The following is a 13,558-nucleotide window of genomic DNA, read 5'->3' as shown; positions in this document are numbered from 1 at the left end:
CTGACCGCTTTTTATTCTGCGTATCTATTTTTTTGTTTTAACTGATTTTTTATTTGACCAGTCTGAATAAATCTTTACCTTTTTGGTTCCTGATTTTATTTCTTTGTACGTCCGTATTTTTATATAATACTTTTTCCCCGGCTTTAGACCTTTTATTCCTTTCGATGTAGTCTTATTACCTTTGACTACTGTCGTTTTTGTGTTCTTTTTGGAAAATGATGCATCCGTTGCATATGCGATTTCATATCCGCTTGTCTGTGATGCCTGTTTTTTCCATTTTAGTGTAAATGATTTTTTTGCGGCTTTTACATCTGTGAGGGATGTTCCCTTCGGGCAGATCTCAAACGTCTTTTTCAGTGCTCCGGTATAATTTCCACGGAATTTAACTGTTACAGTCGCTTTTCCGGTATTCTTATTGTTCTGATATGACACCTTATAAGAACCGCTTGAAATCACTTTTCCTTTATTATCTGTCACTTTTATGGCAGGCTTTTTCGCTTTTCCATCGTACACATAACGCTCTTTTGACAGTTTTAACTTCTTAGGTGCGTTAATTGTCTCCTGCTGCAGCACTGTTTTGCATACACTGCACACAGTCACATTTTTCCCATTACTGCCCGGCTTTGCCGGCGTCAGCTTCTTCTCCGGTGTGTGGGATTTCTTTGCGATCTTCTCTTTGTAGCTTTCCCCGCAGGTACAGGAATAAACTTTTTCGCCTTCTTTTTCACAGGTCGCCTCTACGGTCTTCTGCAGTACATAACTGTGTTTGTGTGCCGGCTTCTCTGTATCCGGTTCCGGTGTCTCTGTTCCCGGCTTTTCTGTATCCGGTTCCGGTGCCGGTGTCTCTGTTCCCGGCTCTTCTGTATCCGGCTCTTTCAGGGCTGGAATCACTATTTTTTCTCTGCTTAACTCCTCATGACATGTGGTGCAATACATTACTTTTTCATAGCTTCCTTCCACACCCACTTTTGCTTCCACACGATTTTCGATGACAGTGTCTCCCTTTTTATGCCCTAATGCTGAAACCATAATATTCTCACGGGAAAGTTCTTCCCCGCAGCCTTTATCCTTACAATAAACTACCTTATCGTAGCTTCCTTTTTGGGTACAGGTCGCAGCTATCTCGTTTTCTTTTACCGGCTCGCCCGCCACATGCTGATGCGATACATCTGGTTCATCTGTGAATATTATTTCCTTTTCTGCCAACACGGTATCTTTCAGTGCTTTTACATCTGCCACAGTATTCGGATCATCAAACGGATCCGAACATAATAATAAGGTGTATTTTCCTGTTTTCACTTCACCATATGCAATCAGATAATAGCGGTCTGACTCATTTTTATCCACATCCAGACGGATTGGGTTTTCCCAGTCCTTTTTTTGTTGAATGTCTTCATCATCACTATTCCAGTAATCAGAACGGATCAGTATCATATCATTATAAAATCCATAGCCATCATATTCATTTGCAACTTCATCAAACGTGTAATCTTCTCCATACTGATCCTTCCATATCACATCCAGATATGGTGCATCATCGGTTTTATCTGTAATGTCTGTCGGAATATTACCGGTGTAAACATTTTTCGGGCAGGATTTTATCTCGATACTATCAAGTTCACGTTCCTCCGGTACATAATTGCGATACGCTGTCCACATCCCATTTTTGCAGATCAGGCTGTAGTTGTTATTGATATCTTTATCTGATAACACAAAATTTCCTGCTGTTCCATTCTCTGCTATGATATAGGTATGCTCATTTAAAAGATTACCAGATATAGCATGACTTCCCACCTGGAACTGTGTAACACCGCTTACCTGTCCATTAATCTGAACGTATCCATTTTGATCAAGAACAAGCTTTCCCTTTGCCGCACTGCCACCACTTGTGAAATTGCCCTTTACCTGAGCATCTATTATTTTTGTAAGATCCAGACAACCACCGTTTTTCAATGTAATATTGTTTAACTGCGCTGTTTCATCTTTCGGCTGCAGTCTTCCTCCTGCATCTAAAACAATATCTTTAATCCCTGTTGTAATGACACCTGACACAGCACAGTTGTTTACGGTCAATACTGTATTTGCATTTCCCCTGATCTCCACAAGACTGATCTCGTCATATCCATTTTGTTTACCTGAAAGCGTAAGTGTTGCAGATGTTGTGTCCTCTGCCGAAATAATATCCCGCACTTTTGCATCTGCGTCCAGATTTAACTCCACACTCCCCGTATAGGCAGTCCTCTCACCTGCTGACGCTTTATGTCCCATATAGATATTCTGGAACATTGTATCACTGTTTGCATTTACAACTGTGAGTGACGCTTTCGTCCCCACCGCTGTATTACTGTGATATCCTCCTGCATAGATGGTTGGAAGAAGTTCTTTTTCTGTGCCGCCAAAACCACCCAGGCTGGCGTCCCCTCCTCCCGGCAAATATGTTTTTACATTATCCAGTGTAAGGCTGTGCCCTGCAAGAAAAATCTCACGATGCGGCACAGAATTCATACTATTGGTAGAGATAAAACCAATCTGGATATCCCGGATCACAACACCGTCTCCCATGATCTGGATTGGTCCGCTGAACGTAATACTTCCTGTATTATTTCCAGTAATCACTGTCCCGTCCGGTATCTCAACAGGCATCATCTGTCCACTCGCTTCTGCCTGACCTCTGACGGAAAAGCTTCCAGTTACAACAATATTCTTCTGCTTTTGTGCAAGTGCCGACAGAAACTCATTCTCATTCGACACTGTAACTGCTGTCTCAGCCGCCGCAGCCACATTCCACAGCAAATGATTTTGGGTTACTCCCTCTGCTCCCCCAGACGGTATGCCACAGATCAGCAGGCCCGCAGCCATAACTCCACAACAGAAACGTATCGTCCTTTTTTTCATATACTCATTTTCCCTTCTTTTGTACATAAAAAGACCCAGTATATATCCTTGTTTTGAATATCCCCTGATGTCCTTACAAAAAATATATCTGAGTCTCATTTCAATTCGCCAAAATATGGTTTATCATATCTTATTTTTATGATCGTGTCAATAAATTTTATATTTTTTTATGTATTTTTATCTGTGCAGGAAATAGGTATTATCCATGCCATATGTTCCAAGATACTCATATCCCGTATAACCATACATTTCTTTTAACTTATTCAGATTCTCATCCCGGTCTCCCGGATAATTGATATAAGATATCACAATTCCATCGTTATGATCTGCCCAATTTGAGATCTGTCCCTGTTCAATCTCATCTGCGGTAACAAATGTAATGCTTTTATAATTAGAATACTCTGCAAATTCCGGGTACAGCCAGTAACTTTCTCCCTCCAACACACAAATACAGTCATACTGATTGTGTGCATATGCCTCCGCAAGTAAATTCTGACTTTCTTGAAAAAGATACTGCCATCCGCAGGATGAAAAACTTCCCCAGGCGATCACCGCGATCATCATTGCCGTTACCACGATAAACGCTCCGTCTTTCAATACCTGTCTCCAAATCGCGCAGGTCAGACACATCACAGCCGTAAATGCGATCGCATAAATCGGCCACATATACCGGTCTGCATTTACAAAGGTTATTTTCGATACGATCATAAAATAGCAGACACACGGCGCAAAAATCAGAATATAACGGATCTTAACCTTATAATCTAACGGTAATGACAGCTTTGTCATTTTACTTTCTGTCAGAACATCCGTATATTTCTGTAACATACCAACACACGCCAATACAAACAAAGCAATCAAAATATATGCCAGTATATTTCCAAACAGCTGACTGTTCACGATCTGGAAAAACGCCTTCAGATTATCCCAGTAATTATCACTCTTTTTAAAATTGTCAATCGCCTCCGTTCCGCGATATCCAAAGAAAATATGTTTGATCATCGCCGGGAAAACCGCAATTGAAATACCACCTGCACATCCCATTGTCAGACAGAACCACGCTGTCTCTGCATACCGTTTCTTTTTTAGCAGATAAATCCCATAAACAACGGACAGAAAGAATGCATATACGATCACATAATAATGCGTAAGTGCACCTGCTATCGTTGTCAGACCTGTCAGCAGATAAAATTTTCTGGTCTGTTTTTCATCAACCTGTTTCAGAAACAGACAGGTCAGCAGAGTTACCCAGAACGTTGCCATGCAATACATTCTGAAGTAAGTTGCCGTCATAATAATTCCGCTGAGCGTCACAAATGAAAGTGATATGCTCCACAAAATAAACTTATCATCCGTAAACAGATTTATTATTTTTCTTACCATATATAGTGTCAGCAGAACAAAAATGATATTGATGCCGGCAGCAAACCATTTCGAAAATTTATTCGGGAAAACGGAACAAATCGTATGTATCAAGGCATAATATAAAGGCGGATGAACATCATTTGTCTGATTTCTCCATACATTCACATAATCAAAACGCTGTCCGTTCTGTACTTTCATATAATCATCATACACTGACGTTCCTGGCGTATATGTCTTATCATACTCAATTTCCATATCAATTCCATTTCCATTGTAGTTCGATAATCCATAGGTATAAATCTCATCAATGTAATAATTTACCTTCATAGACACAGCTAATATCATAAAAATCGCCAATACCAAATATAATATAGCTGACTTCGGTATTTTTTTTACTTTCTCTAACATCCGTATATGACCTCTCTTTACTGATTTAGAGAAAAACATTGACACTTTTTAGAGCATCATCTAAAATATGAATCGTCGTTATCATATTGAGTCTACTCTATTTAGGCTTTTCTCTAAATCATAAGGTCATTATATAGAGTAATCTCTAATTTGTCAATGCTGTTTTTAGTCTATTCTCTAAAAATACAAGGAGGTACTCTATGAATAGTGTGGATCGTGTCAAAGAACTATGTAAAGAATATAAAATTCCTGTCTCCCGTCTTGAAAAAGAACTGGGTTTTTCAAATGGATATATTAGTCAGTTGCGAAAAGGTTCTTTCCCAGCTTCCCGCTTAATGCAAATCGCGGATTACTTTCATGTCCCGGTCAACTATTTACTTTTCGGAAGTGAATGTATGGATACAAATGATGAAAATCACAATGATATTTCCCATGATCTGGAAATTTTAAAACAAAAACTGAATAGTCAGGAAAATACTCCTGTCTTTTATAAGCAAAAAGCTCTTTCCAAAGAAGATGCCATCTTTTTTGCCGGATTGATCGATCTTATGATCCAACGCCTGCAATCTTCTAACAATAACTAAAACGAGATTGCATATGATAACACATCTGCCATCATATGCAATCCCAATAAAAATAATGCTGTCTTTTATCTCCCACAGGCACGTCCCGGACATCCCGCACAGCCTCCGGCAGAATCAACCACACTGACGCTGTTCTCATAGATCGTTGTCAATGCACAGACTGCCTGCGCAGAAATTCCCTGTTCTGTTCCGGTAAATCCCAGTCCTTCTTCTGTTGTTGCCTTCACATTGATCTGGTCTTCTGATATCTTAAGTGCTTCTGCAATATTTTTCTCCATCTGTTCAATATGCGGACGCATCTTCGGCTTCTGTGCAATGATCGTCGCATCAATATTTTCCACGATATAACCTTTTTCTGCAATCAGTTCTGCCACATGTTCAAGTAATTTAATACTTGAAATTCCTTCATATTTCGGATCAGTGTCCGGAAAATGTTTTCCAATATCACCAAGAGCTGCTGCACCAAGCAGAGCATCCATAATAGCATGAAGTAAAACATCTGCATCCGAGTGTCCCAAAAGCCCTAATGTATGCGGAATCTTTACCCCGCCAATAATCAGGTCTCTTCCCGCAACTAATTTGTGAACATCATATCCCATTCCTACACGCATTTTTTTCTATCCCTTTCATAAAATTTTTACTGTGGTGGATTACACTTCGAACATGGTGTAAATCCTCTTGCTTCTGTCTCTGATAATATCTCTTCAATATCACTTTTTCTTAAATACCGGCATCCCGATCTTATTATACAGAAAAAAATACCGATATACAACAAAAGACCTCAGAATGTCTGAGGTCTTGAAGTAGCGGAAGGGAGATTCGAACTCTCGACACTACGGGTATGAACCGTATGCTCTAGCCAACTGAGCTATTCCGCCATATTAAATTGTCATCAGAAGTTCTGATGTAATGGGACCTATAGGGCTCGAACCTATGACCCTCTGCTTGTAAGGCAGATGCTCTCCCAGCTGAGCTAAGATCCCGTCCGTGTCGGTCGCTTTCCGCAACCGACTTCTAAAGTATACTATTTCAAAATAAAAATGTCAACACTTTTTTTCATATTTTTTCAAAAAATTTCAAAAAAACATTCTTTAACAACAAAACAACCAGATTATGCCAGTAACCGTTCCACCAGTTTCACACATTCCGCTGCATCTTTGGAATATCCATCCGCTCCGATCTCATCTGAAAAGCTCTCTGTGATCGCCGCTCCTCCGATCACGATCTTCGCCGTGCATCCTTTCTCTTTTGCAAGTTCCACAACATCTTTCATCCGCATCATCGTGGTCGTCATCAGTGCAGAAAGGCCTATTACCTTTGCGCGCTCTTTCATTGCAGTATCCACGATCACATCTGCCGGAACATCCTTGCCAAGGTCGATCACATGATACCCGTAATTTTTCAGCATCAGAACCACCAGATTCTTGCCGATATCATGAATATCCCCCTCAACAGTTGCTACAACGATCGTTGCCATTGCCTCAGTATTGCTGCGCTCTAACATCGGCTCTAAATATTCGATTGCAAGTTTCATCGTATTGGCAGAAGAAATAAGCTGTGGCAGAAAATATTTCTTTTTATCAAATAGCTCTCCCACTTCATTGATCGCAGCGATCAGATGTTCATTGATAATTTCATCCGGTTTTGCACCGTCATCTAACATCTTTTTTACTTCATCTAACACATGCTCTTTATTTCCCTTTAAAACTGCCTGAAATACGCCGCTTCCTGCACTCTCCTTTTTGGTCTCACCACTCGCAGATGCACCTGTCGGAGTCTTTTGAACCATCACCCGTTCCATGCCGGCATATTTTTCTGATAAAAAGTTCATCCTTTCAATATAACGGATATCACTTTCCTTCTTATTTAAAAGCATATCAGATGCAAACGCAGCATTCATCAGAAGTTCCTGAGACGGATTTGCGATCGCCATCGTAAGTCCGTTTGCGATCGCCATCGTAAGAAATGCCGTATTGACATAAGTACGCTCAGGCAGTCCAAATGAAATATTGGAAAGTCCACACGCCGTTGGAAGTTCCAGTTCATTTTTGCAATAAGAAAAAGTCTCAAAACATTCTAATGCGGCATTTGGATTTGCCCCGATCGTGGCAACCAGTCCGTCCACAATGATATCTTCTTTTGCCATACCAATTCTGACTGCCTCATCCATGATTGTGCGGATAATTCCATGTTTCTCTGCAGAATCTTTCGGCAGCCCCTCATCTGAGAGAGGAAGCAGGATAAACATTGCACCATATTTCTTTGCAATTGGAAGGAGTTTTTCAAACTTTTCTTTTTCCAGTGATATTGAGTTGATAAGTGCACGTCCCGGATAAATACGAAGTGCAGCCTCAATAATATCTACGTGGCTGGAATCAATACAAAGCGGGCAGTCCACCGTTGAAGTTACCTCATATATGGTACGCAGCATCATTTCTTTCTCATCAATACCATTCATACCCATATTGATATCAAGGATCGACGCTCCGTTTTCTTCCTGCTCTAATGCCATCGTGCGGACAAGATTTAAAGAACCTTCTTTTAACTCAGCCTGCAGCTTTTTCTTTCCGGTCGGGTTAATGCGCTCTCCAATGACCATAAAACGTCCATCGAGTGTGATCTCCACTGATTTGCGTTCTGAAGTCAGCATTCTTCTCTTTGTCTGAAGCGGTGCTTTGACCGGAATATCCTTTACTGCCTGCTTTAAAGCACGGATATGTTCCGGTGTTGTTCCACAGCATCCTCCAATGATGGCTGCTCCCTCTTCGACTAACTTTTTCCCGACTTCGGCAAATTCTTCCGGTTCTACATTAAAAACGGTCTGACCATCGATCAACTCCGGCATGCCGGCATTCGGTTTCGCAAGAAGCGGTATCGTTGCGTACTCTGCCATTTTTGCGATCGGTTCTAACATAGCTTCCGGTCCGGTTGAACAGTTCATCCCGACCGCATCCGCACCAAGACTCTGCATCACAACAACCGCTGTAACCGGATCAGTTCCGTAGAGTGTTCTTCCGTCTTCATTGTAGGTCAGTGAAACCATAATCGGCAGATCACACACTTCCCGGATCGCAAGTACCGCCGCACGGCATTCCTGCAGGCTCATCATCGTCTCAACTACAAAAAGGTCAGCCCCTGCATCTGCGATGATCTTTGCCTGTTCTTTATAAACATTCACCAGGTCTTCAAACATCAGATCTCCTAACGGGTAAAGCTGTTCTCCTGTCATGGTAAGATCTCCGGCAACCAGCGCATCCGTACCTTTTGCAGCTTCTTTTGACAATGCGACCAGCTTACGGTTCATCTCCTCTAAATGATCTTCTAAACCGTATTCTTTTAACTTGATCCTGCTCGCGGTAAAAGTCGGAGCAAATAAAATATCTGTTCCTGCCTCCACATACTGTTTCTGCAGATTAACCAGTACTTCTGAATTTTCCAGAATCCACTGCTCCGGACATACTCCGACCGGCATTCCTGCTTTCTGTAAATTCGTTCCTGTCGCACCATCAAGCAGTACCGGACCATTTTTTACCAGCTCTCTAAACGCTTCTCTTGTCATCTCTGCCAGTTCCTTTCTTTTCCATGTCATTTGTATTTCTGTGATCTGCCGTCTATTCATCGGATCACTTCAGCAGTTCTCTGTTGTTTATACTTTTCTAAAGGATGGTACCACCCCCGGCAACATATTCTCCATCATACAATACAACTGCCTGACCCGGAGTTACCGCACGCACCGGCTCTAAAAATTCACAGTGTATCGTATCCTCCCCTGTTCTTGTTACCTTGCACATACTTCCACTGTGGGAATAACGTATTTTGGCTTTTAAAAGCATCTCATCTTTAATATCCGGAATTGACATAAAATTAATATGATCCGCATCCAGTTCATAAGTAAACACATCTTTATTCTCGCCAAGTACAACTTCATTCGTCTCCGGACGTATCTCTGTGACAAAAACCGGATGCCCAAATGCGATTCCGAGTCCTTTTCTCTGTCCGATCGTGTAATGTGTGATTCCTTTATGTTTTCCAACCACAGTTCCGTCTGTCAGGACAAAATTTCCCTGAGGCGGTACCTGACCTTTGCATTCCCTGTCAATAAAACCGGCATAGTCGTTGTCAGAGACAAAGCAGATTTCCTGGCTGTCTTTTTTATGTGCAACCATAAGACCGATATTCTCGGCGATCTTACGGATCTCATCTTTATGATAGACACCAACCGGCATCAGTGTATGTGATAGCTGCTCCTGCGTCAGATTATAAAGTGCGTAGGTCTGATCTTTTGCCGCCGTTACAGAATTTCTGATCGCATATCTTCCATTAGAAAGCTGTTCAATTCTCGCATAATGTCCGGTTGCAATGTAATCTGCACCAATTGCAAGACTCCTGTTTAACAGTGCTTCCCATTTTACATAACGGTTGCAGGCAATACACGGATTCGGCGTTCTGCCCTTTAAATATTCCGCGGTAAAATAATCCATAACATTTTTCTTAAATTCCTGTTTAAAATTCATGACATAATACGGGATTCCCAGACGGTCTGCCACTCTTCTCGCATCATCTACCGCAGAAAGGCCACAGCATCCGCCACTCTCCTCCTGCACAAACTCATCCTCATCCTGCCAGATCTGCATGGTCACACCAATGACGTCATATCCCTGTTCTTTTAAAAGGTACGCTGCCACGGAGGAATCCACACCACCGGACATGCCGACTACTACTTTCTTTGCTGCCATTTTATTCTCCATTTCATCTATCTCAAATTTTACATATAATCCTTATTCCTGCACACTACCTATTATTTGACCATACATCGCACCATTGTGCAATATTTTTTTCCGGCACGCTTATTATTTTTTTGCAAAATTTATGAGAAACCCAATCTGAGTTTCTCATAAATAGCCGTTTCTGCACAGACCAGCTTTCTTTCCGTCCATGCCAAACCAATATAATCATTACCGTCTGCTTTTCACATTTTATAACAGTAATGTAATTTCATCATCCCATTCTGCGATCAGATCTTAGAATTATAAAGCTCACCTGTTCTGTAATTATAAGTATAAGAACCTGATTTCTGATAAGTATTCGCCTTTGCTGCCTCACTCTTTGCATAAGATTCTGCACGTGATGCCTGACGTTTTACTTCTGTTCCATAATAACTGTTATCTGCAAACATTGTCTTAACTTTGCCCATGTCAGCTTTCTTAAACTTCTCTTCATCGATCGTAAGTTTATTATCTGCTCCAATGGAAATACCGATATCGGAAAGTGACCTGCGGTTTGCCTCTGTCACACTTACCATGCTTGCACCAGCTCTTAAAATACTTTTTGTATTCGAATCGCCGACTTCATCAAGCAGGCTGTTATAGCTGTCTGTAAAGTCTTTCACAGCTTTATAAATCGCATCCGTATCATATCCGGTTGTCTTATTTCCATCCTTATCTGTCTTTGTCACTTCTTTAAATAAGGATTTATCTCCCGTCTCCTGAAGTGCTGCAACGGATTTTTCCACATTCTTCGCATCACTCTCGATTGCTGCAAGTGTCTTAGTGTCATCTTTGGATGTTGATGTTGAAGAAGATGTTGTATCACCAGAGCCGCTGACCTGCCCGCCTTTTCCATAGTAGGCATCTAACAGTTTAAAATAGCTGCCGGATTTGATTGTTGCCCAGTCACTGTAATTAATTCCAAGTATATCACTTCCTGACATACTGCTGGAAAATAATGAATTCTTAGATGACGTGGTATTTAATCCGGAGAACAAAACTCCCATTGAATATGAATTATAACCGGAAATCGTTGCCATATATCTCACTCCTTTGAAATAATACAATAGATTACCAAAAACTTCCCTGTTGTTTCTTATATCGTCATTTTAGGCTGTTTTCTTTACATTTTCAAGTATTTTACACATTCAAAATAACCATTTCGTGCGTATGGGTAACCTCACCAATTTTTTTGTATTTTTTCCTGTTTTTTTGTTTTAAATTACTAAAAAAATTGTTAATTTATTATTCATACTTTGTTCATATATGATTGATATACTAAATATAGTTAAAAAATACTTAGACAACTTGTTATAATATACTTGATAAATTTTTTTCATAATAGCCCGGGCGCCAAAAGGTGTCTGGGCACTCCTCATTTATAGAGAAAATAACCAGAATGTACGCTATACGGACATTCTGGTTATTTAAAAATCGATGTACCAGACATCGAATCAGATATTCTCAATCTGCCAGTCGATCGGCGTGATCCCATTTGCTTTTAAGAAATCATTTGCCTGGCTGAAATGTCTGCATCCAAAGAATCCTCTGTATGCTGAAAGCGGACTCGGATGCGGTGCCTTTAAGATCAGATGCTTCGGATTTGTGAGCATCGGGATCTTGCTCTGTGCGGGTCTGCCCCACAGCATATATACGATCGGACGATCCTGGGCATTGACAGCCTGAATGATCGCATCGGTAAACTGCTCCCATCCTCTTCCCTGATGGGAATTAGCCTGATGCGCGCGAACCGTCAGCACCGTATTCAAAAGAAGCACTCCCTGATCCGCCCATTTTTTTAAATATCCGTTGTTCGGTATATAACAGCCTAAATCATCCTGCAGTTCTTTATAAATATTCTGCAATGATGGTGGAATCTCCTTCTGTGATGGCAGTACTGAAAAGCTCAGACCATGTGCCTGATTCTCATTGTGATACGGATCTTGTCCTAAGATCAATACTTTTACTTCACTAAGCGGTGTAAAATGCAGCGCATTGAAGATATCATCTGCCGGCGGATAAATGACCGCCCTGCTGTATTCTTCTTTTACAAATTGAAATAATTCCCTGTAATATGGCTTTTTAAACTCTCCCTGAATTGCCGGAAGCCAGTCATTTGTGATCATTGCCATGATAAATTCTCTTTTCTTTATTTTTATCTTCTTACAGAAACACCACGCTCTGCCAGATAATCTTTCAGATCGCGGATTTCAAGTTCTTTATAATGGAATAAAGACGCTGCAAGTGCTGCATCTGCTTTTCCTTCCGTCAATGCATCATAAAAATGTTCTTTCGTACCCGCTCCACCGGAAGCAATTACAGGAATGGATACATTTTCCGCAATGGTGCGCGTCAGTTCAAGATCATAACCTGCCTTTGTTCCATCACAATCCATGCTCGTCAGAAGAATTTCCCCCGCACCGAGTCTGTCTGCTTTCATTGCCCACTCTACTGCATCAATGCCAACATCGATACGTCCGCCATTTTTATAGATATTCCATCCCGAACCATCAGCTCTTTTTCTGGCATCGATCGCCACAACCACACACTGACTGCCAAACTTATCTGCAGCCTCACTGATAAGTTCCGGGCGGTTGATCGCAGATGAATTGATGGATATCTTATCGGCTCCCTCGCGGAGTAAGGCTTTAAAATCATCCACAGTACGGATACCCCCGCCGACAGTAAATGGTATAAATACCTTTTCTGCCACCTTGCGCACCATATCCACAACTGTCTCCCTTGCATCTGAAGTTGCAGTAATATCAAGAAATACCAGTTCATCTGCGCCTGCTTTATCATAAGCTGCTGCTATCTCCACCGGATCTCCGGCATCTCTTAAATTTACGAAATTAACACCCTTTACCACACGTCCGTTATTCACATCCAGACACGGAATAATTCGCTTTGTAAACATTTTTATCCTCCCGTCTTAAATCCCGGCAAAATTTTCTAGTATCTTAAGTCCGACTGTACTGCTTTTTTCCGGGTGGAACTGACATGCAAAGATATTGTCCTGTTCCACAGAAGCGTGAATATGTGTGCCATATTCCGTAGTTGCCTTTACGATCATATCATCCTTTGCTTTCAGATAATAAGAATGAACAAAATAAACATACGGATGTTCCGGCAGCCCTGCAAATAATCTTCCATTATTCTGAAAATCCAGTGAATTCCATCCGATATGCGGTATTTTTAATCCTTCTGTATCCGGTATCCGTAAGATCTGTCCGTCTAACAAATGCAGTCCTTCCACTCCGCTGCTTTCCTCACTGCCTTCAAATAAAAGCTGCAGTCCAAGACAGATTCCAAGAAATGGCTTTTTCTCTTCTGCCACTTCACGAATTACTTTGTCCAGCTCATATTTTTTTAACTGATCCATCGCCTCGCCGAAAGAACCAACCCCCGGTAATATTACCTTGTCTGCCTGACGGATCTCATGAAAATCCCTTGTTACCACGCAATCCTGATGTAAAAAATCAAGTACTTTCTGTACGCTCTTTAAATTACCTGCATCATAGTCTATGATCGCTATCATTT

At 41.2% G+C, this 13,558-nt stretch carries 10 protein-coding genes and 2 tRNA genes; 1 reads left to right on the top strand and 11 read right to left on the bottom strand.

Annotated elements, in window-relative coordinates:
* Positions 1 to 24: 24 nt before the first annotated feature.
* Positions 25 to 2,895 carry a fibronectin type III domain-containing protein gene (locus tag DW650_RS08415; RefSeq protein WP_243102902.1) on the bottom strand — a complete coding sequence of 957 codons (2,871 nt, stop codon included), beginning with the start codon at positions 2,893 to 2,895 and terminating at the stop codon, positions 25 to 27.
* A 177-nt stretch (positions 2,896 to 3,072) separates the two neighbouring features.
* Positions 3,073 to 4,668, bottom strand: a complete 1,596-nt coding sequence (locus DW650_RS08410; protein WP_118209622.1) for a hypothetical protein — start codon at positions 4,666 to 4,668, stop codon at positions 3,073 to 3,075.
* 200 nt (positions 4,669 to 4,868) lie between these two features.
* On the opposite strand from DW650_RS08410, the gene DW650_RS08405 reads away from it, so the two are divergent.
* Positions 4,869 to 5,252, top strand: coding sequence for a helix-turn-helix domain-containing protein (locus tag DW650_RS08405; protein ID WP_118209621.1), 384 nt, complete (start codon positions 4,869 to 4,871; stop codon positions 5,250 to 5,252).
* Positions 5,253 to 5,317: 65 nt separating this feature from the next.
* Here DW650_RS08405 and ispF read toward each other — a convergent pair whose 3' ends face one another.
* From ispF to hisH, 9 genes are all read right to left on the bottom strand, one after another.
* Complete coding sequence (gene ispF, locus DW650_RS08400) at positions 5,318 to 5,863, bottom strand: 2-C-methyl-D-erythritol 2,4-cyclodiphosphate synthase (RefSeq protein ID WP_118209620.1); 546 nt, start codon at positions 5,861 to 5,863, stop codon at positions 5,318 to 5,320.
* 193 nt (positions 5,864 to 6,056) lie between these two features.
* Positions 6,057 to 6,130: transfer RNA gene (locus DW650_RS08390), tRNA-Met, on the bottom strand.
* Between the two features lie 32 nt (positions 6,131 to 6,162).
* A tRNA-Val gene (locus tag DW650_RS08385) sits at positions 6,163 to 6,235 on the bottom strand.
* Positions 6,236 to 6,363: 128 nt separating this feature from the next.
* Positions 6,364 to 8,811 carry a homocysteine S-methyltransferase family protein gene (locus tag DW650_RS08380; RefSeq protein WP_118209649.1) on the bottom strand — a complete coding sequence of 816 codons (2,448 nt, stop codon included), beginning with the start codon at positions 8,809 to 8,811 and terminating at the stop codon, positions 6,364 to 6,366.
* Between the two features lie 97 nt (positions 8,812 to 8,908).
* On the bottom strand, positions 8,909 to 10,000 hold the full coding sequence (gene mnmA / locus DW650_RS08375; protein ID WP_279216569.1) for a tRNA 2-thiouridine(34) synthase MnmA: 1,092 nt from the start codon (positions 9,998 to 10,000) through the stop codon (positions 8,909 to 8,911).
* A 266-nt stretch (positions 10,001 to 10,266) separates the two neighbouring features.
* Positions 10,267 to 11,058: a flagellar filament capping protein FliD gene (fliD, locus tag DW650_RS08370; protein ID WP_241070928.1), complete on the bottom strand. Its 792-nt coding sequence runs from the start codon at positions 11,056 to 11,058 to the stop codon at positions 10,267 to 10,269.
* A 414-nt stretch (positions 11,059 to 11,472) separates the two neighbouring features.
* Positions 11,473 to 12,150: a uracil-DNA glycosylase gene (locus tag DW650_RS08365; RefSeq protein ID WP_118209618.1), complete on the bottom strand. Its 678-nt coding sequence runs from the start codon at positions 12,148 to 12,150 to the stop codon at positions 11,473 to 11,475.
* A 23-nt stretch (positions 12,151 to 12,173) separates the two neighbouring features.
* Positions 12,174 to 12,935 carry an imidazole glycerol phosphate synthase subunit HisF gene (gene hisF / locus DW650_RS08360; RefSeq protein WP_118209617.1) on the bottom strand — a complete coding sequence of 254 codons (762 nt, stop codon included), beginning with the start codon at positions 12,933 to 12,935 and terminating at the stop codon, positions 12,174 to 12,176.
* Positions 12,936 to 12,950: 15 nt separating this feature from the next.
* Entirely contained in the window at positions 12,951 to 13,556 is a 606-nt protein-coding gene (gene hisH, locus DW650_RS08355; RefSeq protein WP_118209616.1) for an imidazole glycerol phosphate synthase subunit HisH, read from the bottom strand.
* Between the last annotated feature and the right edge of the window lie 2 nt (positions 13,557 to 13,558).

It is taken from the genome of Roseburia sp. AM23-20, assembly GCF_003470905.1.
Lineage (GTDB): Bacteria > Bacillota > Clostridia > Lachnospirales > Lachnospiraceae > Roseburia > Roseburia rectibacter.
The sequence above is the reverse complement of the archived record's forward strand: the minus strand, read 5'-3'. Positions and strand labels throughout refer to the sequence as shown.

Bases quoted from the DNA above. Each gene is read 5' to 3' on its own strand.
- DW650_RS08415 (WP_243102902.1), bottom strand. From the start codon at position 2,895: ATGAAAAAAAGGACGATACGTTTCTGTTGTGGAGTTATGGCTGCGGGC.
- DW650_RS08410 (WP_118209622.1), bottom strand. From the start codon at position 4,668: ATGTTAGAGAAAGTAAAAAAAATACCGAAGTCAGCTATATTATATTTG.
- DW650_RS08405 (WP_118209621.1), top strand. From the start codon at position 4,869: ATGAATAGTGTGGATCGTGTCAAAGAACTATGTAAAGAATATAAAATT.
- ispF (WP_118209620.1), bottom strand. From the start codon at position 5,863: ATGCGTGTAGGAATGGGATATGATGTTCACAAATTAGTTGCGGGAAGA.
- DW650_RS08380 (WP_118209649.1), bottom strand. From the start codon at position 8,811: ATGACAAGAGAAGCGTTTAGAGAGCTGGTAAAAAATGGTCCGGTACTG.
- mnmA (WP_279216569.1), bottom strand. From the start codon at position 10,000: ATGGAGAATAAAATGGCAGCAAAGAAAGTAGTAGTCGGCATGTCCGGT.
- fliD (WP_241070928.1), bottom strand. From the start codon at position 11,058: ATGGCAACGATTTCCGGTTATAATTCATATTCAATGGGAGTTTTGTTC.
- DW650_RS08365 (WP_118209618.1), bottom strand. From the start codon at position 12,150: ATGGCAATGATCACAAATGACTGGCTTCCGGCAATTCAGGGAGAGTTT.
- hisF (WP_118209617.1), bottom strand. From the start codon at position 12,935: ATGTTTACAAAGCGAATTATTCCGTGTCTGGATGTGAATAACGGACGT.
- hisH (WP_118209616.1), bottom strand. From the start codon at position 13,556: ATGATAGCGATCATAGACTATGATGCAGGTAATTTAAAGAGCGTACAG.